This is a genomic window from Kordia periserrulae, from assembly GCF_003054265.1.
In the GTDB taxonomy this organism is placed as follows: domain Bacteria; phylum Bacteroidota; class Bacteroidia; order Flavobacteriales; family Flavobacteriaceae; genus Kordia; species Kordia periserrulae.
The window spans coordinates 75,428-96,692 of the sequence record NZ_QBKT01000009.1 but is presented as its reverse complement, the minus strand read 5'-3'; the positions used below and the strand labels follow the sequence as shown (position 1 = coordinate 96,692).

16 protein-coding genes are annotated in these 21,265 nt (G+C 35.9%); 7 read left to right on the top strand and 9 right to left on the bottom strand.

The features are described from left to right. Positions 1–89 precede the first annotated feature (89 nt). Together C8N46_RS16770 and C8N46_RS16760 are read right to left on the bottom strand one after the other, a co-directional pair. Positions 90–1,739 (bottom strand): transcriptional regulator, encoded by a 1,650-nt coding sequence (locus tag C8N46_RS16770; protein WP_108116168.1) that lies wholly within the window; start codon positions 1,737–1,739, stop codon positions 90–92. Positions 1,740–1,993: 254 nt separating this feature from the next. After that, a complete protein-coding gene (locus tag C8N46_RS16760; protein ID WP_158269188.1) occupies positions 1,994–6,292 on the bottom strand; it encodes a leucine-rich repeat domain-containing protein in 4,299 nt (1,432 codons plus the stop codon). A gap of 330 nt (positions 6,293–6,622) precedes the next feature. On the opposite strand from C8N46_RS16760, the gene C8N46_RS16755 reads away from it, so the two are divergent. After that, positions 6,623–7,132, top strand: a complete 510-nt coding sequence (locus C8N46_RS16755) for a peptide-methionine (S)-S-oxide reductase (protein WP_108116162.1) — start codon at positions 6,623–6,625, stop codon at positions 7,130–7,132. A gap of 192 nt (positions 7,133–7,324) precedes the next feature. After that, on the top strand, positions 7,325–7,552 hold the full coding sequence (locus C8N46_RS20185; protein WP_146169863.1) for a hypothetical protein: 228 nt from the start codon (positions 7,325–7,327) through the stop codon (positions 7,550–7,552). 326 nt (positions 7,553–7,878) lie between these two features. On the opposite strand, the gene C8N46_RS16750 is transcribed toward C8N46_RS20185, so the two are convergent. Together C8N46_RS16750 and C8N46_RS16745 are read right to left on the bottom strand one after the other, a co-directional pair. Next, positions 7,879–8,271 (bottom strand): hypothetical protein, encoded by a 393-nt coding sequence (locus C8N46_RS16750; RefSeq protein ID WP_146169862.1) that lies wholly within the window; start codon positions 8,269–8,271, stop codon positions 7,879–7,881. 30 nt (positions 8,272–8,301) lie between these two features. After that, positions 8,302–9,483: an AIR synthase related protein gene (locus C8N46_RS16745; RefSeq protein WP_108116159.1), complete on the bottom strand. Its 1,182-nt coding sequence runs from the start codon at positions 9,481–9,483 to the stop codon at positions 8,302–8,304. Between the two features lie 200 nt (positions 9,484–9,683). On the opposite strand from C8N46_RS16745, the gene C8N46_RS16740 reads away from it, so the two are divergent. After that, a complete protein-coding gene (locus C8N46_RS16740; RefSeq protein ID WP_108116157.1) occupies positions 9,684–10,289 on the top strand; it encodes an MCP four helix bundle domain-containing protein in 606 nt (201 codons plus the stop codon). Between the two features lie 3 nt (positions 10,290–10,292). Here C8N46_RS16740 and C8N46_RS16735 read toward each other — a convergent pair whose 3' ends face one another. Then, positions 10,293–10,739 (bottom strand): GNAT family N-acetyltransferase, encoded by a 447-nt coding sequence (locus tag C8N46_RS16735; protein WP_108116155.1) that lies wholly within the window; start codon positions 10,737–10,739, stop codon positions 10,293–10,295. 331 nt (positions 10,740–11,070) lie between these two features. Next, a complete protein-coding gene (locus C8N46_RS16730; protein ID WP_108116153.1) occupies positions 11,071–13,254 on the bottom strand; it encodes a glutamine synthetase III family protein in 2,184 nt (727 codons plus the stop codon). A gap of 193 nt (positions 13,255–13,447) precedes the next feature. Here C8N46_RS16730 and C8N46_RS16725 point away from each other — a divergent pair, with 193 nt between their 5' ends. Further along, positions 13,448–14,464 (top strand): glutamine synthetase beta-grasp domain-containing protein, encoded by a 1,017-nt coding sequence (locus C8N46_RS16725; protein WP_108116313.1) that lies wholly within the window; start codon positions 13,448–13,450, stop codon positions 14,462–14,464. A gap of 146 nt (positions 14,465–14,610) precedes the next feature. Here the strand turns inward: C8N46_RS16725 and C8N46_RS16720 are convergent, their stop codons facing one another. Both C8N46_RS16720 and C8N46_RS16715 read right to left on the bottom strand, forming a co-directional pair. Further along, positions 14,611–15,183: a hypothetical protein gene (locus C8N46_RS16720; RefSeq protein WP_146169861.1), complete on the bottom strand. Its 573-nt coding sequence runs from the start codon at positions 15,181–15,183 to the stop codon at positions 14,611–14,613. A gap of 99 nt (positions 15,184–15,282) precedes the next feature. Then, positions 15,283–16,230 carry a calcium/sodium antiporter gene (locus tag C8N46_RS16715; protein ID WP_108116149.1) on the bottom strand — a complete coding sequence of 316 codons (948 nt, stop codon included), beginning with the start codon at positions 16,228–16,230 and terminating at the stop codon, positions 15,283–15,285. Positions 16,231–16,383: 153 nt separating this feature from the next. Here C8N46_RS16715 and C8N46_RS16710 point away from each other — a divergent pair, with 153 nt between their 5' ends. The 3 genes from C8N46_RS16710 (at position 16,384) to C8N46_RS16700 (ending at position 20,412) form a co-directional block, all read left to right on the top strand. Further along, a complete protein-coding gene (locus C8N46_RS16710; RefSeq protein WP_108116146.1) occupies positions 16,384–16,743 on the top strand; it encodes a BlaI/MecI/CopY family transcriptional regulator in 360 nt (119 codons plus the stop codon). Then, on the top strand, positions 16,743–18,533 hold the full coding sequence (locus tag C8N46_RS16705; RefSeq protein ID WP_108116144.1) for a M56 family metallopeptidase: 1,791 nt from the start codon (positions 16,743–16,745) through the stop codon (positions 18,531–18,533). The genes C8N46_RS16710 and C8N46_RS16705 overlap by 1 nt, the downstream gene beginning before the upstream one ends. Positions 18,534–18,936: 403 nt before the next feature. Continuing rightward, a complete protein-coding gene (locus C8N46_RS16700) occupies positions 18,937–20,412 on the top strand; it encodes a thrombospondin type 3 repeat-containing protein (protein WP_146169860.1) in 1,476 nt (491 codons plus the stop codon). A 141-nt stretch (positions 20,413–20,553) separates the two neighbouring features. Here the strand turns inward: C8N46_RS16700 and C8N46_RS16695 are convergent, their stop codons facing one another. Further along, entirely contained in the window at positions 20,554–21,252 is a 699-nt protein-coding gene (locus C8N46_RS16695; protein ID WP_108116140.1) for a hypothetical protein, read from the bottom strand. Positions 21,253–21,265: the final 13 nt, after the last annotated feature.

Here is a 21,265-nt window from a genome sequence, read left to right as displayed (position 1 = left end):
TATTTTTTTTTAATTAAAAAGCAATAAAAACAAGCGACATTTATCTTTTTAAAAAGATGGATGGTAACGTTATTTAGAATGTAGAAGTTTTAGTTGTGAGTATTTTCAATAAATGCAATGATATCATCATCAGATTGCAATTCTAATTTTTTACGAATTCGATACCGCGACGATTTTACAGAAGCAACCGTTGTGTTTAACAATTTGCTGATTTCTGCAGTACTTAATTCTAATTTCATCATGCACAAAATATCTTTTTCTTTTGGCTTTAATGTAGAAAAATGTGTGTCGAGTAGCACTTTAAAATCTATACTTACCTCATCTAAATAACTTTGCAGATTGGATGTTGAACTTTTGGAACTTTTTTCAGAAAGTAATGAAGCTGATAAGGATTTTAAGGCTAGTTTTCGCTCTTTTTCATTTTCAAACGTGATGATTTCTTTGATGTCATCTAAGGTTTTGTTGAGCACTTCTTCGGTGATGGAGTTTTCAATGACGACTTTTTTAAGTTCTTTTTCTCTGTTTGCTAAGGCTAAATCGGCTTTTAGTTTTTCAACTTCTTTCAATTTTAATTCGTTTTCTGCCAACTGCAACCGCTGTTTGTTATTTTTTCGAATCAAGACAAAAGCGATTAATGCTCCAACAATCGAAACAATGAGCAAAATACTATATAGCGTTTTTTTCGATTGCTCATTTTTTAGTTCTAGTGCCGCAATTTCTTTTTCTTTATCAAATTTATACGTGAGTTCCAATTCGGTAAAACGCTTTGCCGCTTGCAAATCGTTGATAGAATCGTAATATTTTTTATGCATGTCAAAATCGTGAAGTGCTGCTTTGTAATCTTTAAAATACAAGTTGATATTTCGTCGTGACAAGTACTGAGATTCCAAGAAATCTTTATTGCCTAAAATTTTGGAGTATGCGATGGCGCTGTCTATCGCCTGCAACGATTTTTCCTTCAGATTCAAAAAAGCGTACACATTTCCCAAGTTCAAGTAACAATTGCTCAATCCGAGATAATTTTTGACTTTTTTGTGTGGTTCAATCAAACTTTCATACATTTTTCGTGCTTTTTCATAATCTTGATCAAAAATGTAGAACGCTGCCAAATTCACATCTGTATGTATCAAATTTTCGAGAGAATTATCATATTTTTTGGATAAGTTCATATAATACGGCATAGAATCTTTTCCATTATTTTCATGATAAGATAATATGCCCAAATAAATATACGAATCAGCAACTCCTTTAGAATCATTGACTTTTTTTCCAATTTCGACAGATTTTTTATAATATTCTTTTCCTTTGAGAGTATCTTTATTTTTGATAGATAAAATACCTCTGATGCGATACGATTTTCGCAAACTTTTCATGTCTTTGATGGTATTTGCTATGTCAATGGCTTTTTGTACATGTTCAAGTGACGTTGGTATTTTGTCTTGCAACTGATCACATTCCGCCAACATTTGGTATAGTTGTATTTTCTGTTTTTGATAGTACAAACTCTGCGTGTCCATATTGTCAACTATTTTTTTGGCTTTTAGTGTAATGTTTCTAGCTTCGTCTACATCATATTGATACACATGTTCCGCTAGTTGTAATAGCAATGGAATTTTTAAAGAATCGACAGTAGTTGTTTCAATTTGAAGTTTGAGTGTTTCTTTAAGATTGTTTTGCGTTTGTGCCTGTATTGATAAAGAATACAAAAACAATAATGTTAGTATGTTGCGTATTTTCATTAGGCAGAATTTACATTTTTTTGGTGGTAACACAAAGTTACTATTTCCTTTCGTTAACTTTTTAAACAAAAAAAGAGACTATCTAAAAAGTACAGATTTCTTCAAACCAAACTTGATTTGGTTTCTCATAACACTTAAAAATCAATACGATGAGATTCTGAGTCAAGCTCAGAATGACGTTTATAAAAACTTTTTAGACAGCCCTTGTATATGTGCTGAATTATTTTTACTACTAATAAAAATTGTTATTCCATTTAGTTTTCAGGCAATTGCTCTTGTATTTGGAATGTACTAAAATTTAAGAAATTGCCTGGATGTGCTAACACGTTTTGCAGAATAAAAGGTGCATCTGGAGAAACGCCTTCGTATTGAATGTTTCCATCCAAATTCAAATCATTTTCATCATATCCATTGACCACAAATGTGGAGAAGTTTAAAAAGTTTCCAACATCATTGAGTACTAACGATAGAATAGCTGGTGCATCGGGCGACACTCCTGAATATTGAACAATTGTGTCTCCGTTTACATTTCCTGTCCACATGCCAAGAGTATCCGTTGGCATTCCTGCCGTAGTTTGTGCATTGCTTCCAAACGTAATCGGATTGATTGCATCTGTAAAGTCCAAATTGACACGATTTCCATCCAACTGCAACGCCGTATTCGACATGATTCCTAAGTGATTTCGATGGTGAATCGCCACAAAATAATTGTCTAACGGTGATGTAAATTTTAAAATTCCGCCTCCATTCACATCTACAATATCGCCATCGCGTTGTAAGAGTGCTGAGCGACTTTCAACTACAGTTGTATTATCGTTTGCATCACGCAATTCCACAAAAACCCAATCCACAATCGCATTAGTTCCTGTCGTATTAAAAACGGAAGCATTGCAGGTAATTCCGTCTGTGTATGGCGATGTTGTTGGAATGATTCCTGCTACGCGTAAATCGTCTCGCATTAAGTTTTCTTCTCCTGTCGTTGGATTGAAAAATGCTCCTTGTAAAAATACTTTAGGTTCTAAAATTACCGTTCCTTCTTCTACAATCGATTTAAAACCTGTCCAATTGGCATCTAAATACGCTTGTGTAGTTCCTTGCGGGATAAATAAATCTATTTTTGTCTTGTTACCAAAAGAACCGTTGGAAATGTTAGATGGCGTGGTAGTTTCTGAGATGACTTCCACCAAACCTGTATCAAAAAAGGCTTCTGCGCCAACAGAAGTAATCGTTGCAGGAAGCGTTACGTGTGTTAAACTTCCATTATCACGAAATGCTCTGAATTCCAGCGTGGTTACGGTGGATGGAAAACTTATGGTTCGCACACCACGATTTCGAAATGCGGAGTTACCGATGGTCGTAATGCTAAAATCAACGCCATTTTTTGATAACAACTCAGGAAATATATAATCACCATTTGGTACTTCGCCACTTTTTGCAATGGCTTTTACGGTATTTGGCGAAAGTGTTACAATCTCGTAACGAATGCCACCAACAGAAAAGGTACTTCCCACACTTGGTCCGCTACCATTTACAGAGAAAAAACCTGTCCAGCCTGCCGTTGCATACGCTGTTTCCGTTCCACTAGGAATGGTCAGAGAAATATTTTCATTGATTCCAAAAGAATTAGTTTCAATCGTTGCTGGTGTAGTGCCTAACGCAATCACTTCTTCCAACGAAATTGTAGTAAAGGCATTGGCTCCGATAGTTGTAATACTTGCAGGAAGCGTCACGCTGGTAATGGCATCATCTTGAAATGCATTGTCGCTAATAGTGAGTACAGAAAACGTGTTTGTATTTAAATTAGCTTGCGCAGGAATGACCAAATCGCCTGTTACAGAACCGCCTACTACTGTTACTTCATTTGGGCTTAGCGATGTAATTTCGAACGTAATGCCACCATCCACAAAAGTAGTTCCTACGGCACCGTCAGACAATTGTCCGTTTACGGTTCTGAATCCTGTCCAACCTGCATTGGCATATGTTGTTTCCAACCCGAACAACACCGTTAAATCTATCAGCGATCTATCGCCAAAACTTGTAGCTGTGATTGTTGCCGGCGTGGTGCCTTGCGCATCAATGGTAGTTAAAGAACCGCCTTGAAACGCATTGTTTCCAATAGTTTCTAGGTTAGCTCCTAAAGTTACAGCAGTAATATCTGAGTTTTGAAACGCGGCATTTTCTATGGCAGTTACATTAAAATTTGTTCCAAGACTCGATTCGGTCACCGTTGCTGGAATGTTAATCGTTTGTACAGCCGTTGCTCTATTCAACACTTTTACTTCGTTAGGACTTGTGTTTGTCACTTCGTATCTTAAATCTCCTTCTGTAAATCGTGCGCCTAGTTGAAATTCTCCATTCACACTTTTAAAACCTGTCCAATTTGCTGCAACATAATCATCAATCACGGTTTGTTGATTTGGAATGATAATCAAGTTGATGGTATTACGCGTTCCAAAACTGGACGAAGTAATGGTTGCTGGCGTAGCATTGTCTGCGGTAAGCGTATTGATAGGATTGCTAGTAAAAGCATCATTTCCTATAAAAGTTATATTGGTAGGAATTACAATGTCTGTCAGTTGATTTTCGCTAAATGTATGAGCTTCTATTGTTGAAATGGTTGTTGGAATGGTAACACTTGTTAAATTATTATTGCGGAAAGCAAAACCTTGTAATTCGGTTAGACTAGCTGGGAAACTGATACTTTCAATTTCATTATTACGAAAGGAATCATTTCGTATCGTTTGAAGGTTTGCAGGAAGTGTGACAGTAACCAAATTATTATCTCGAAAAGTTGCAGAATTTATAACAGTAACACCATCTGGAATTACGATACTTGTTAATTGATTATTTCGAAACGCACCTGATTCTAAGGTTGTCAGCGAAGATGGCAAAGTAACACTTGTGAGTTGATTATTTCGAAAAGCATCTACGTCGATAGTTTCTACTGTAGAAGGCAGTACCAAACTTGAAATTGAGTTTTCAATAAAGGCGTTTCTACCAATGGTAATTACTCCTGTTGGAATCACTACACTTGTTAATTGATTATTTCTAAAGGCTTCGCGGTCAATTATATCTAAAGAGGTTGGTAATGATAGACTGGATATGGAATTGCTAAAAAATGCTCCGTTTCCTATTGTTACTGTTCCATTTGGAATGCTCACACTGGTCAATTGATTTCCTCTAAACGCACTTTCACCAATCGTTTCTGGTCCCGATTCAAACGTTAATTGTGTTAAATTGTTATTGATAAAGGCTCTTAGTCCAATAGAAGTCACCGCTGCAGGAATAGTCACAGAAGTCAAATTATTGAGTTCAAAAGCCTCATCTCCAATCGCAGTAATACTTGCTGGAAATACAACACTATTGAGTCCTCTATTTCTAAACGCACGATTTCCAATCGAAGTTACCGTAAAAGATATACTATTTTTAGTAGTGGAAGAAGGTACTACCAAATCCACAATTCCGCTGTCGCCGCCGCGTATTTCTGCTGTATTTGGATTAACACCGTTGATTCTATAATTAAATCCATCCACAGAAAAATCAGAACCGATAAAAGGCGTTCCATTGATGGAAAAGAAACCTGTCCAACCGCCATTTACATACGCTGCCTCAGAACCGCTTGGAATAGTTAGACTAATATCACCACGATTTACAATACTATTTGTTTGAATTGATGGAGCAGCTACTGCTTGTGAAATGACTTCTGTTAAAGCATTAAGATTGAAAGCTTCACTTTCGATGGTTGTTACAGAAGTTGGTAAGGTAATGGTTGTCAGATTATTCAGTTCAAAAGCTTCATTTTTAATCGTTTCTATGCTATTGGAAAACACCACAGTATTGATTCCTGCGTTTCTAAAAGCACGATTTCCAACGGCAGTTACTGCATAGGTGTCGCCAAGTTGTGGCTCTAGCACAGATACAGGAATTACCACATCGACAATTCCATTTAAACGAGCTGCTACCTCAACTTCTTTAGGACTTTGCGATGTCACTCTGTATCGTAAGTCGCCTACTTCAAACGTTCCGCCGATTGGAATTTCTCCATTAACGGTATTAAAACCAGTCCAGCCAGCTAATCGATAGGTTTCTTCCAAACCGTTTGGAACTGTTAAATCTACATTGCTACGATTCCCAAAAGAACTGTTATTGATACTCGCTGGCGTGGTTCCCAAAGCAATCACTTCGTTCAATCCACCTCCAAAAAAAGCTTCTCCACCTATGGTGGTCACACTTGCTGGTAAGGTAATTGTTGTCAATCCGCCGTTGTCTCTAAAAGCTCTAAATCCAATAGTTGTAATTGTATTTGGTAGTATTACACCATTTCCAGCGCCGTTTCGGTATGCAGAATTTCCAATGGTGGTTACCGTATATACAATTCCGTTTCCATCTGTTGCGGTACTTGGAATGGCTAACGGAGAACTTCCATCGTTTCCTCCTGTGACTTCTACTTCGTTCGGATTGGTCGATAGTACATTAAAATTAAATCCATTATCCGAGAATGTTTGCGCTACACTTGTCATTGCACATACTAATGCAAAAAATAGTGTAAGCATTGTTTTTTGGTGATTTACTCGATTCATTATATTTAGTATTAAAATTGATTCTTTATTTATATAGTTTACGTAGGCGGTATTAATTCAATACTAATTTAAGAGCGAGGTAGGTTTTAGTTTTATACAGCAAAAATAGCGGCAAAATCTGCAAGACGATATAACAAAACCGTTTATTACTATCACTTTTCCGACAGGATGTCGGTTTTTTTACAACCGTATTTAGACATCCTAAATTTTTGAATATCAAAACTTTAAACGTCACTATTTCGATTTCGAAACGATAGTATTGTACAATTCTGACAACTAAAAGTTGTTTTGTATTTTTGTAGTATGATTCAGAAAGTTGCGTTTGGCGGAGGTTGTCATTGGTGTACAGAAGCAGTTTTTCAGTCGCTTGTTGGCGTGAAAGATGTGGCGCAAGGTTGGGTACAATCTGATGGAGAAAATAATACATTTTCGGAAGCTGTCATTGTACAGTTTGATGCTGAAGAAATTCCGTTGAAAGTGCTCGTAGAAATTCATCTGCGCACGCACAAATCGACTGTACAACATTCGATGCGTACAAAGTACCGTTCTGCCATGTATTTTTACAATGCGGAACAAGAAACGGTTTTACGAAAGCTACTCACTGAGTTGCAAGCAGATTTTGAAGCAAACATCATCACACAAGTATTGCCTTTTGTTGCGTTTACAGCTTCCCGCGAAGAAATCACGAATTATTATTATTCCAATCCCAAAAAGCCGTTTTGCGAACAGTTTATCAATCCGAAATTGCAATTGTTGTTGCGGGAGTTTTCGGAATATGCAGCAACGGAAAAAATCACTGCTCATTTAGATTGATATTTACAGCTTAAACTACTAAAATCATTTAGTAATTCTTTTGCTTTTGTTATGTAATCACTGCAAATATAATGTTCTTTGATTCTACTGTTTTATTAGTTTGATACTTTATAAAGCATCAAATACATTCCTTTTTCGTACTTACTTTTTATTGTTACTTGCTCACATGTTTAATCTTTAAAATCATTTATTATGAAAAAAAAGAATTTAAAATCGTTAAAGCTTAACAAAAGGCTTGTTTCAAAATTTCAAATTTATGGAGGGGAAACACCAGTTAGCCGTGAATATTCTAATTGTGAGGCTTGTGATATTGCGCCAAAGACATTGGATGGTTGCGATACTTTTACAACTCATTCTGGAGAAACATATGCTAATGGAGTATGTTCATATTGTGATGTGGATACTAGATATCAATGTTAAATTTTAAGTAAACTTTAGTCAGTCATGGTTGGAAGAAAAAATCTTCCGACCATGACTGAACTTAGGTTCGCTTTTCGTTTCTTATTAATTTTTAGAAGATTAGCTATTTTTTTTTGAATGTTTTTACTCGTAATAAACGTGTGGATTTCGAAGTAGTTCTCGACACAAAATTCTTTTCAGAATTTTACTTGAACTGACGCCTTTTTAATAGGCAAATTTGATAATTTGAAAATGTACCAATGGGTTTTTATTTACAATTGAAAATATATTTCGATAGAAATCGAAAAAACTACCGCCTCAAAAAATCAAAAATCGTAAATCAAAAGTTATTTCTTCACCAACACGGCATTTTGAAGTTTTAATTCCTCCAAAATAGCATCATAACTCATCACGCTTCCTTTTACTTTTACCTTTTCGCCTTTTTTGAACTCGTCTGTCGATGTCCCTTCTGCAAATCGGAAATACACGCTATCGTCAAGCAAAACGCCTTTTTTATCTTTCGAAGTGATGATTCCTGTAAGCGTGACTACTTTTTGGTTTTTTGTCCAGTCTTCTGGATTTGTCTTGATGGTACTTAAAAATTGTTCTGTACTTCCTGAATAGGTCGCTTCAACATCCGTAATATCTGGTTCGCCCATGAGTGAATATGCCACGATAAATGCCAATGCAAATGATATTAAGAAAGTAATGATAAGAAACTTTTTTTTAGGTAATGTCATGATTTTTTTAGTTTTTATGTGAAATAAATGTTACTGATATTCAAACGTTCCGTACGAACTTGAAATGGTTAGTTTTTTTTGTTCAGAAGCTTCCACGCGACCAACAATTTGCGCGTCTACATTGTACGATTTTGAAATCGCAATAATATCTTCGGCAATTTCTGGAGCAACATACAATTCCATTCTGTGACCACAATTAAACACTTGGTACATTTCTTTCCAATCCGTATTGGATTGCTCCTGAATCAACTTGAATAATGGCGGAATGTCAAACATCGTATCTTTAATGATATGCAGGTCTTCCACAAAATGCAATATTTTGGTTTGCGCGCCGCCGCTGCAATGTACCATTCCGTGAATGTCGTTAGAAGTATATTTGCTTAAAATACTTTTAATGATTGGCGCGTACGTTCGCGTTGGTGACAATACTAGTTTTCCAGCATCGATTGGTGCGTTTTCGACAGCGTCTGTTAATTTTGTGTTTCCAGAATAGACCAAATCGCTTGGCACCGCATTGTCAAAACTTTCAGGGTATTTTGCTGCTAAATAGTTGTGAAATACATCGTGGCGTGCAGATGTTAATCCGTTGCTTCCCATCCCGCCGTTGTATTCTTTTTCGTAGGTTGCTTGTCCAAAAGAAGCCAATCCGACAATGACATCGCCAGCTTTGATATTGGCATTGTCAATGACATCTTTTCGCTTCATGCGAGCCGTTACCGTTGAATCGACAATAATCGTGCGTACCAAATCGCCCACATCTGCTGTTTCGCCACCTGTGGAATGAATCGTAACACCAAATTCTTTCAACTCTTGAATCAATTCTTCACTTCCGTTGATAATCGCGGAAATGACTTCGCCGGGAATGTTGTTTTTATTTCTTCCAATGGTGGATGATAACATGATATTATCTGTCGCGCCCACGCACAACAAATCGTCAATATTCATGATTAGTGCATCTTGCGCAATGCCTTTCCACACAGAAATATCGCCAGTTTCTTTCCAATACATGTATGCGAGCGACGATTTTGTACCTGCGCCATCCGCGTGCATTATTAAACAGTAATCATCATCATTCGTTAAATAATCGGGAACAATTTTGCAGAATGCTTTTGGGAACAATCCTTTATCAATGTTTTTTATTGCATTGTGTACATCTTCTTTCGATGCCGAAACGCCACGCATTGCATAGCGTTTTGATACTTCTTGACTCATAGTAGTGTTGTTGTGTTGCAAAGATACTTTTTTCAGCGAAAACCATAAATGTATCACTTCATAAAAATTGTGAAGATCTCTTTCTAGAGGAAGATTTTCATTTGTAATTCGAGTGTAAAGTTTTAAGTTTCCTCTTGTCTGAGATGCTTTTTTTGTCTATTTTGAGAAGATATTTTTTGTACAACTAAACTTTATATTTTATGGCGTTATTGGATAAGGTAAAATGGATTCTCGGAATTTTAATGGTGTTTGTTTTAATCATTGCTACGAATTTGATTGACAAGAATAATTTTGTTCGCGTAAAAGATTCTGTAGTAACTATTTATGAAGATCGATTGATAGCAAAAGACCTTATTTTTAAAATCTCAAAAGCCATTCATAAAAAAGAAATTGCGCTTGCCACAAATGATTCGTTGTTTTTTAGTCAAAAAAATAAAGCCGTAAATCAACAAATTGAAAGCTTGGTGGATCGATTTGAAAAAACGAAGTTGACAGATGTAGAAGAAAATGTTTTTAAAAATTTTAAAAAGAATTTTAGTTCTTTAACTACTATAGAAGCTAACGGAATTGATTTTAATTCTCAAAATAAACTGAAAGCTTCAGGTCAAATTTCCGCTCTTGAGAATAATTTAGATGATTTGGCGCAAATACAAATTTCTGAAGGAAGTCGACAAATGTCTATTAGCAAACAAGCCATTGAATCGGTAGAATTATTTACCCAAATGGAGATTTATATATTGGTTGTGTTGGCTATTATTATTCAAGTGATTGTTATTTATAATCCGAAGGAAAAAAAGCAAGAATAGTTATTACAATAACTTCTCAAAACACACACTTTCAGGCGCACCAATGTATTGATCATAATTTGGAATGCGTTGATAGTTATGCTTTTCATAAAAACGAATCGCTTCTGGCAACATGGTTCCTGTTTCGAGAATGCAACGTGTGTTTCCAAGTTCATTTGCCCACATTTCGAGTTCGGTTAAAATCTTTTCACCTAAGTTTTTTCCTTGCAATTGTTGACGTACATACATCCGCTTTACCTCAACCGTATGTTCATTGTATTGCTTAATTGCACCACAACCTACCGGAATTTCATCAACATATAAAACCACGACATGTTGTAAAGCTTCCAAACCATTGAACTGACTGTAAAAAGCGTCACTGTCACCATTTTTAACACTTAAAAACGCGTCCAATTCCTTGACTAAATTGACAAAGTCTTGGTTGTTAGAGTTGGTTCTTTTGATGGTCATTTTTTTTTATTTGTTTTTTGTCAATTTGTCATTTCTCTTCACTTTTCACTTTCTAACTTGGTTATTGATTAAAAGTACTTTTTCATTTTGAGTTTTACATTTTAAAATTCGCGACAATCTGTTTCAAAGAAAATTCTAAGTAAACTCAGTAACAGACTGCCGCGTCGCAAACTCCTCGCAGAGAAGTATTGTTGAAAATGTATAAATTACTATCAAAACTCACCGACCAAGAGCGAAGCGATACCAAAGCAAAGCGTGACCAAAAGGTGAAGCCAATACCAAAAGCGACAGCGCGTCTAAAATTCTAAAAGGCGAAGCCGCATCTAACAATCTATCTCGTAAACAACAACTCTCTATATTTTACCAATGGCCACAAATTATCATCGACTAGCAATTCCAATTTATCACAGTGATAGCGAATTTCTTCAAAGTATGGTTTTACCATGTTGCAATAGGCTTCTGCAGCTTTTTGTCCGCTGAGTTTGTTTGCTTTTTTGCGTTCTTCAATCATTTCGTTGACTTTTGAATTGATGCCTGCAATGTGTTTTGAAATGCGTTCAATCAAATCAATTTGTTCAGCTGCAAGTGCTTTAAATTCTTTTCCGAAAATTTCTTTGAGTCCGCTTACGTTTTCAATCAAGGTGTTTTGGTATCCAATCGCTGTTGGAATGACGTGATTTCGAGCAATATCGCCCAACACGCGACTTTCAATTTGAATGCGTAATATATATTCTTCCAATTCAATTTCATGGCGCGCTTCTACCTCTACTTTGCTCATCACGTTCATTTCTTCGTAAAGTGACAACGCTTGCTTTGAAATTTGTGCTTTTAAAGCTTCAGGTGTGGTTTTGTTGTTGCTCAATCCGCGTTTGGCAGCTTCTTTTTCCCAAGCTTCTCCATAGCCGTTTCCTTCAAAACGTATTTTTTTAGACGCTTTGATATATTCACGTAAAATATTGAAAATGGCTTCGTCTTTTTTCAATCCTTTGCCATCAACCAACGCATCCACTTCTGCTTTAAAATCTTTTAATTGCTTCGCGATAATCGTGTTTAAAACCGTCATTGGACCTGCACAGTTGGACCACGAACCTACGGCACGCAATTCAAATTTATTTCCTGTAAAGGCAAATGGTGATGTTCGGTTTCTGTCCGTATTGTCTAAAAGAATTTCTGGAATTTTACCAACAATATTGAGTTTCAAGTCTGTTTTTTCTTGTGGAGATAGTTTTCCTTTGGTCACGTTTTCCAATTCATCCAACACCGCAGATAATTGCGAACCGATAAATACTGAAATAATGGCTGGCGGTGCTTCATTGGCTCCCAAACGATGATCGTTGCTCGCGCTGGCAATGGAAGCTCTAATCAATTCTTCATTGTCGTGAACCGCTTTTATCGTATTAACAAAAAAGGTTAAGAATTGTAAATTTTTCATCGGGGTTTTTCCTGGACTTAACAAATTCACACCTGTATTGGTTGCCAACGACCAGTTATTGTGTTTCCCAGAACCGTTAATGCCTGCAAACGGTTTTTCGTGAAACAACACTTTAAATTTATGACGTTGCGATACTTTTTCCATCACGTCCATCAATAAGGAATTGTGATCTACTGCCAAGTTGGCTTCTTCAAAAATTGGTGCCAACTCAAATTGATTTGGAGCTACTTCGTTATGACGCGTTTTTACTGGAATTCCCAACAGCATGCATTCGTTTTCCAAATCGCGCATAAAGTTCATTACTCTGTTTGGAATTGAGCCAAAATAGTGATCGTCTAGTTGTTGTCCCTTTGCGGGAGAATGTCCTAATAAGGTTCTTCCCGTAAGGGTAATATCTGGTCTGGCAGCAGCCAACGCCGCATCAATTAAGAAATATTCTTGTTCCCAACCTAATGAGGCATTGACTTTAGAAACATTTTTATCAAAGTATTTACACACCGCCGTCGCAGCTTGGTCTACCGCTTGTAATGCGCGTAATAACGGCGCTTTATTGTCCAACGCTTCACCTGTGTACGCCACAAAAATCGTCGGAATACATAGTGTTGTTCCGTATATAAATGCTGGTGACGTTGGATCCCACGCAGTATATCCACGCGCTTCAAACGTATTTCTGATGCCTCCATTTGGAAAGCTTGACGCGTCTGGTTCTTGCTGTACCAATTGTCCACCATCAAATTTTTCCATAGCGCGACCGTTTCCGATGGTTTCAAAAAACGCATCGTGTTTTTCGGCGGTTGCACCTGTTAACGGTTGAAACCAGTGTGTGTAATGCGTGGCACCTTTGCTAATTGCCCATTCTTTCATTCCTGTAGAAATATGGTCTGCAATTTTTCGCTCGATTTTTGTTCCAAATTCAATCGCATTCATCACGCTTTTGTACGCATCTTTGGTTAAATGCTGCAGCATTGCGTGTTCATTAAATACATTATCACCGAATATTTCGGAGCGACGTCCTTTTTGCGGTATTTCAACAGGCGTTCGGTGTAAAGTTTCTTTTAAAGCATTAAATCTGAGTGTAGACATAGTATGTTCTTTTTTTGCAAATATATTAATTTCGAATGTGAATTTTAAGATATAAACAATTACACCCCTAAAAAAATGGGGGTTGTTAATAAATATTTAATAATTTACACAAACTTAACCTATATTTCAATAAGGTATTTTTCAAAATTAAATTATATTTGCCTGCGAATTTATTAATGTGAATTTCAATATTATGAGCAAATCTAAATTAGAATACATTTGGTTGGACGGATATTTTCCAACGCAAAATATGAGAAGTAAAACTAAAGTTGAGGAGAATTTTAGTGGAAAATTAGAAGATTGTCCAATCTGGTCTTTTGACGGATCGTCTACAAAGCAAGCCGAAGGTGGATCGTCTGATTGTTTGTTGAAGCCTGTTGCTATTTATCCTGATCCTGCACGTAGAGATGGATATTTGGTAATGACAGAGGTTTTAAATGCAGATGGAACGCCACACGTTTCAAACGGAAGAGCTACGATTGAAGACGAAGACAACGATTACTGGTTTGGATTTGAGCAAGAATATTTCATCATGGACAAAAAGACACAATTGCCGTTAGGATTCCCAATTGGTGGATATCCTGCACCACAAGGATTGTACTATTGTTCTGTTGGAGGAAAAAATACGCACGGAAGAGATTTCGTAGAAGAGCACGCAAATTTATGTATTGATGCAGGATTGAACTTTGAAGGAATTAACCAAGAGGTAGCTTCTGGACAGTGGGAATTTCAATTGTTTGCCAAAGGTGCAAAGAAAGCTGGTGATGAAATTTGGGTAGCGCGTTATTTATTAGATCGTTTGACAGAGAAATACGGATACTATATTGAGTATCACCCAAAACCATTAGGTAAAGATATGGACTGGAACGGTTCTGGTATGCACGCAAACTTCTCTAATACAACGTTGAGAACCTGTGGAAGTCGAGAAGTATATGAGCAAATTTGTGAAGCATTCAGACCTGTAGTAAAAGAACACATTGCAGTGTATGGTGAGTTTAACGATCAACGTTTGACAGGTGACCACGAAACAGCTTCTATTGATGACTTTAGCTATGGTATTTCTGACCGTGGTGCTTCTATCCGTATTCCAATTATTACGGTAGAGAAAGGTTGGAAAGGTTGGTTGGAAGATAGAAGACCAGCTTCTAACGGTGATCCGTATAAGATTGCAGGAAGAATTATTAAAACTGTAAAATCTGCAGGATTTTAAGCAGATACGTTCATAATCAAATTATTGAAAATGGCTTGTAAAAATTTGCAAGCCATTTTTTATGAAACAGTTTTCTGTATCGTTTCAATACATGTTAAGTTTTAAAAAATCACAGTGATTTTTTTACTGAAAAGAAGATGTACGACTTATTCTTTTATCTTTTTGAAGATGCCATAATCTATTCCACTTGTGAAAGACGCTGTTATTTTACATACGTAACTGTCATCGTTCAATACATCAATGATTTCTACATAGATTTCATCATCTACTAAATGTTTCCTTTTTGGGTGTGACGTTTTTTTATACGTTAAAATATAACTACAATTGCTTACCCAAGTGATTTTGAAAACAGATACATTATCTTTTCTAATTTCTTTTTGAATGTTACGCTTGCGAACTACTTTTATGTCTTTGAACTCTTCAGCACCATATCGAAATTCGCCTTCTTTAAATTTTTCACAAGCACTGCAATCATCTTCTTTCAGCTTTTTTTCTTTATATTTTCTATTTATAAATCTTACAGAAACATCAAAACAAGTATTTTTTAAATCACTATTTTCTTTAAATTGAACCGTTTGTAATTTTGTACGGATGTATTCAATAAAAGTATCGTTTGCATAGGTTGTTTTGTCTTCTACCAATTTAATATTGCTAACTTTTGCATCTGTATCTACACAAATATTCATAGTAATGTAGGCAATGCTTTCTACGTCATCCACAAAATAAAATCTTTGAACTTGTGCAGTTGATTTTGAAAAACATGCGAGTAAAACAATTAGAATAAAATATCTCATATATAATAAATTGATGATTTTTATCTAAAAAACCGTATAAATAAAGAAAGCATAAGCTAAAAACAATAAAATACCTTCATACCGATCGATTCCAAACTTTTTAGGCACGTACGCAAATGGATAGAGAATAAACGCAAAACCGAGCATCCAAAAGATGTCTCTTGACAATATTTGCGGTTCTATCACAGGAATTTCGGTAATGATAGACGTTAGTCCCAATACGGAAGCAATGTTGAATATGTTAGAGCCAATTAAGTTTCCTAGTGAGATTGCTTTTTCTTTTTTAGCAGCGGCAATTACAGAAGCTGCCAATTCGGGTACGCTCGTTCCTATAGCAATCATGGTGATGGAAATGACACCTTCGCTAACATCCAAACTTCTTGCAATTTCTTTAGCGCCATCTACTAAAAATTCGGAACCAAAGTACAACGCGGCGCCACCTAAAACTAACCACAAAAAGATTTTTGCATACGAAATGGTTCCTGCAATGGCGTCTACGTCTTCAATGTCAATTTCGTCTTTATTTTTTCGCGCTGAGCGAATTAATATGATTAAAAACACAATCAATCCTAAGATTAATAAAATTCCTTCCCAGCGAGCCAAGGTCATATCTGTCCACAGAAAAAGATATATCAGTAATGAAAAAAACATGAGCGATGGCCACGTGAGCTTGTAAAAGGTATTGTTAACGGCTAACGGACCAATAATCGCCGTAATTCCTAATACCAACCCAATGTTTGCAATGTTAGAACCAATGACATTGTTGATGGCAATGGCGGGCGAATTGTTGATGGCGGCATTTACACTTACCAATAACTCAGGCGCAGACGTTGCAAAAGAGACTACGGTAAGACCAATAACCATTTTGGAAATATTGAGTTTAAACGACAATCCGACAGAAGCTCGTACTAAAAATTCACCTCCTAAAACCAACAGTACTAATCCGCCAAGTACATACAGTATGTTTTCCATTAAAAGTTTTTTTTGCGAAGATACTATTTCCTTTTACATGTTAAATAAACTATAAAATTCGTTGTTTAACTATTTTTATAGTTGCACAACTGTTTTTTTAGTTTATATTTGTGATGTATTAAAAATAAAATTGCAATTAATTAGAATTGAATCATGCAAAAATTAACCAATAAGGAAGAAGAAATCATGCACATCATTTGGAAGCTGGAAAAGGCTTTTGTCAAAGATGTGATGGCAGAAATTCAAACGAAAAAGCCACATTACAATACGTTATCAACTATTGTTCGCAATTTGGAAGAAAAAGGCTATGTGGGGCATCAAGCATATGGAAATACACATCAATATTTTCCAATTGTGACCAAAGAAGCCTATCGTAAAAAGTTTATGGCGTCTGCCATTCAGGATTATTTTAATGATTCGTACAAAAACGTGGTTTCCTTTTTTGCCAAAGAAGAAAAGATTAGCGTAGAAGATTTGAAAGAGATTATTAACCTGATAGAAAACGAACAGTAATGGAAGATTTATTGCTATATTTTACAAAAAGTGCTGGCGTTTTAGTATTGTTTTTGGGATTGTATTTTGTCATACTTCGTCGCGAAACTTTTTTTCAGGAGAACCGATTTTTTCTCCTTTTCGGGATGTTGATTTCGCTACTTCTCCCCTTTTTAGTGATTACCCGATATATTGAAATTCCAGTAATTACACAGCAAGTATCTGGAAATTTTGTGGTTCAAGCATCAAATATTCCTGCTGAAACTTCTCATTTTTCATGGATGAGCGTGTTGGCATATACCTATTTAGCGGGCGTGCTTGTATTTTTTGGAAAGTTTTTGATAGAATTATTTTCCTTGTTCCGGTTGCTTTGGAAGTCAGATGTTACTAAAAGAGACGGACAATTTATATATATAGAAACCAATGCCAATTTTTCGCCTTTTTCATTTTTTAATTACATCGTGTACAATCCTGCGTTGTACTCGGCGTCAGAGTTGGAAGCCATTTTAAAACACGAGCAAGCGCACAGTCGTCAATTGCATTCTATGGATGTATTTGTATCCAAATTGTATTGTATTTTCTTTTGGTTCAATCCGTTTGCTTGGTTGCATACAAAATTCATGTTACAAAATTTAGAGTTTTTGGCAGACAGTGCGGCTATCAAACAAACGCCTTCTAAAAAAGCGTATCAATTAACCTTATTAAAAGTGTCTGGAAACACTTATTCTCCAGCGCTCACCAACAATTTTTATAATTCATTAATCAAAAAACGAATCGTTATGTTACAAAAAACACAATCTACCCACACCAAAAGATGGAAACAGCTTTTGATTTTTCCACTACTAATTGCCTTTGTTTTTCTATTTAATACGGAAGTGATTGCCAAAGAAGTGACCAATACGTACGACAATCCAATTATTGAAACTACAGCAGGTGATTTAGTGGTCGTAATTACCAAAAACACGTCAATGGAAGAATTGAAAGCGTACAAAAAGCTATTCAAGTCACAAAAAATTACATTTGAGTACAGCGATGTAAAATTCAATGGTAAAAAAGAAATTAGCAGCATTTCCATCAAATTATCCATTAAAAATTCGCAAGAAGCGAGTGGTAAATTTGCTTCTATTGATGAGGAAGCGATTTCGGATATTCAAGTTGGAAAACGCGGTGATGAATTGTTTGTAATGTCAAAACCTAAAGCAGTTACAGGCGCGTACGCGTACACTTTTTCTTCTGATGATGATACCGACGGAAAAAAGAAGAAAATCGTTATCAGAACAGATGATAATGGTAAAACCACTAAAAAAACATGGATTCAGAAAGAAAATATTCAAACTGTTGACATCAAAAAAGAAGATGGTGAAGAAGTGATTATCATCAACGGCAAAAAATTGAGTCCAGCCGAAACCATTGATATCAAAAAGAATGGTGAGAAAGAAATCATCATCATCAATGGTAAACGATTAGATTCTGATACGATTATTGAGGAAGAAATTGAAATTAAAAACGAAGGAAATACTGGGAATGTGTATTCATACTCGATTTCGACAGATACTGATGAAAAAGAAGTTGAAGACAAAAAGTTTAAAATCATTAAAAAGAAAGAAAACAAAATCGTTTTCAATACGTCTAACGGCAAAGAGAAACCGCTGGTTTTTGTTGACGGAAAAAAAGTATCGTACGAAAAGTTTAAAGATTTAGATGCCGATAACATCAAAACTGTAGAAGTATTAAAAGGGGAATCTGCCACTAAAAAATACGGTGATGAAGGAAAAAACGGTGTCATCCTAGTTACGACAAAAAAGGAATAATTCACACAAAATAGCATATAGTGAAAGCTGTCTGGAAAATGATTCTAGACAGCTTTTTTTTATGGTTTGAATTGACTCTCAACAATGCTCAACTTGCTATTATTGAGGCTAATTTTTAAATAAATTCACAAAAATCAACTTTTACAAGCGCGAAATCATCTGACAAAAACGCTGTTGAATATCAAAGTAACGGAACGCCACTATCTGCAAGCTTTTTGAGGAAAATCATACTACATGATATTTATAAATCCGTTGCATGAAATTTATAAACATCACTCATAACTCCTTTAAAAATAGAAAATTACGCCTTTACTTCGTACTGTGATTCGGTTGCAACAATCATGAAAAGGTGGAAGCTGAAAAGCCTATAAAAGAGTAAGTATATCAAATAACTATTTTAATTATGAAATCTAAAATTTATAAATGGGGAATATTCTTTTTCATGGCTATTTCCTTTATAGCGTGTAGTGAAGATCCAGTTGTCGACTCAACGTCTGATGAAATCATCACACAAAAAGCAAGAACTACTCCAAGTGGAGAATTAGTGTATTCGGACTTAGGATCAACCTATTCCAAAACACAGGCAAGAACTATTTTCGCAAAAACACTTGCCAAAGCAATACAAAATAACCGTGAAATTAAAAACTTTATTTACAACGAAGCAGCTTCAGAATATAATGGTGACTATGAAGTATTATATCTTATGGTAAAAGATAGAAATGTAGCTGGTGTGCCATTTCATCAACTTTTAAATGATACTTCACGTACATTACAACATGCACAAGAAGTTACTCCAGACTTCTTTTCGAATGAAGTTCTAAAAGCCGATCCAAAACTAACTATCTTTTTAGATGCGCGTTATTTTGAACGTCCTGAAATATACGATATGCCAGTAAGCGTTGGTGTGCAGTCTGCTGAAATTGATGACATGCAAACTACAGGATACACTGCATTTAAGGAAGATGGTTCAGAATATGTAGTGACTGAATATACACCAGACACTGTATTGATGGGTGTAAAAGAAAATGAGCGACTTGAGATATTCAATGTAAATACTTTTAATTCTACAGATGGAAGACATATCACTAAATTTTTAAGTGTTACGGCTCTTTGTAATTCATTTTTGCAACACATTATTCAATTGTTCATTACAGCAATTATTGATGGAGACCAGTATTTAATTGTACAAGTAACCAAACTATACGAAATTTACAGATGTATTTGTTTAGGTGATTGTGGTGAGCCAGATGCCGACGGCGACGGAGTTCCAGATGCAGAAGATGATTGTCCAAACGAAGCAGGTCCAGCATCAAACAACGGATGTCCAGAAGACCAGTGTACAGCACCAAACTGTGACAGAACTACATTTGACAAAAAAGATGAAATCTACAGATTCAAATTTAACAACTGTGCAGCATACAGCTCAACATCAGAATTATTTGAAGGAAAAAGAGAAATGCGTGCGGTAGTAGTATATAGTTACTTAGACCCGGTAACTAACAATGTAATTTCAACAGATATTAAGAAAGCAGGATCGTTTACTAAGAATAGCTTGCGTGATGCAAACTTCTGGGGAACGTGTCAATCTACAAAGTGGGTAACTGCTAATTGGGAGACTTTTAACTGGGATTACTGTACGCACGGAGAGCAAATCAAAGTTTTCTGGTACGAAGAAGATCCAGGACAATGGGGAACTTTCAACTTAACAGTGAAGTTTAAATTAGGACCTGTAGACATTAACTCTTCATTAGACATTCCACTGACAAACAAAGATGATATCTTAGGAGAATCTGTAGTACAGTATTGTGATGCTGCTACTGGAAGCGGAACATTATACAACACAGGTAGTATTCAATTTTATTACAGATTGAAGCCATAACTTCTCCATTTCTTTTCAATTTTCTTAACCGAAAATTAAAAGAAGCTATCTACACTGTTAGATAGCTTCTTTTTTTTGTGTTTTGTCTTGTTGTGAAATAGTAATGCATGAATACATACTATCAAAAAGACATAAAGCGCTTTAAATCACAAAAGAAATGCCTGAGATACTTGTCCAACTAGTATTGTAATCGTAACATCTTACTTCGCCTGTTGTCATAATATCAATACGTGTTGCTACGTTTCCTGAAATTAATGTATTTAAAATAAGTCTTTTGCTTGGGCGATAGCCTGAAGGCAATACAAAAATATCTGTGTATCCTAGCGTTGGTGTTCCACTACTAACTAAACCTTCTATAAAGACCACATCATTCTTTTTGCGATATCTAGCAGCTTGATATGCACTGCCTGGATAATTCTGAATTCCGTTCAATAACAAAGGTGTTTGCCATCCAGAATCACTTCCTGAAGTCACAATCGTTACGGCTCCTGTTTGTCCATTAACACTGGTAACAGGCGCATGTACTTCCGCAGCATGTTTGGCTCCTTGCGGCGTTACGGCTCTTGTGGTATCTGTTCCTGAGGCAACTTCAGTCAATGTTGCCAATTCTACCTTACCTTTCGTCGACGTCGTCGCAGAAGGCACTACAGTATTTACCACGTGATTTGCTGCTTGTGGTGTAATGTACTTGGTGTTATTGGTGGTTAAAGCTTCACTTAACGTAGCTTTGTCTTGCCCTTTATTGACGGAACTGTCAATCAAATCAACAAATTCGTCTTGTGTTGGGCGATCTCCTGTTTCAAAATATGCTTTTAGCTCTGTTCTATTTTTTTCTGCCATGATCTAATTTTTT

Coding starts and splice junctions, on each gene's coding strand:
- C8N46_RS20185 (WP_146169863.1), top strand. CDS start 7,325: ATGAAAAAAAAGAATTTAAAATCGTTAAAGCTTAACAAAAGGCTTGTT.
- C8N46_RS16715 (WP_108116149.1), bottom strand. CDS start 16,230: ATGGAAAACATACTGTATGTACTTGGCGGATTAGTACTGTTGGTTTTA.
- C8N46_RS16755 (WP_108116162.1), top strand. CDS start 6,623: ATGATTCAGAAAGTTGCGTTTGGCGGAGGTTGTCATTGGTGTACAGAA.
- C8N46_RS16730 (WP_108116153.1), bottom strand. CDS start 13,254: ATGTCTACACTCAGATTTAATGCTTTAAAAGAAACTTTACACCGAACG.
- C8N46_RS16740 (WP_108116157.1), top strand. CDS start 9,684: ATGGCGTTATTGGATAAGGTAAAATGGATTCTCGGAATTTTAATGGTG.
- C8N46_RS16750 (WP_146169862.1), bottom strand. CDS start 8,271: ATGACATTACCTAAAAAAAAGTTTCTTATCATTACTTTCTTAATATCA.
- C8N46_RS16725 (WP_108116313.1), top strand. CDS start 13,448: ATGAGCAAATCTAAATTAGAATACATTTGGTTGGACGGATATTTTCCA.
- C8N46_RS16705 (WP_108116144.1), top strand. CDS start 16,743: ATGGAAGATTTATTGCTATATTTTACAAAAAGTGCTGGCGTTTTAGTA.
- C8N46_RS16710 (WP_108116146.1), top strand. CDS start 16,384: ATGCAAAAATTAACCAATAAGGAAGAAGAAATCATGCACATCATTTGG.
- C8N46_RS16695 (WP_108116140.1), bottom strand. CDS start 21,252: ATGGCAGAAAAAAATAGAACAGAGCTAAAAGCATATTTTGAAACAGGA.
- C8N46_RS16760 (WP_158269188.1), bottom strand. CDS start 6,292: ATGCTTACACTATTTTTTGCATTAGTATGTGCAATGACAAGTGTAGCG.
- C8N46_RS16735 (WP_108116155.1), bottom strand. CDS start 10,739: ATGACCATCAAAAGAACCAACTCTAACAACCAAGACTTTGTCAATTTA.
- C8N46_RS16700 (WP_146169860.1), top strand. CDS start 18,937: ATGAAATCTAAAATTTATAAATGGGGAATATTCTTTTTCATGGCTATT.
- C8N46_RS16770 (WP_108116168.1), bottom strand. CDS start 1,739: ATGAAAATACGCAACATACTAACATTATTGTTTTTGTATTCTTTATCA.
- C8N46_RS16745 (WP_108116159.1), bottom strand. CDS start 9,483: ATGAGTCAAGAAGTATCAAAACGCTATGCAATGCGTGGCGTTTCGGCA.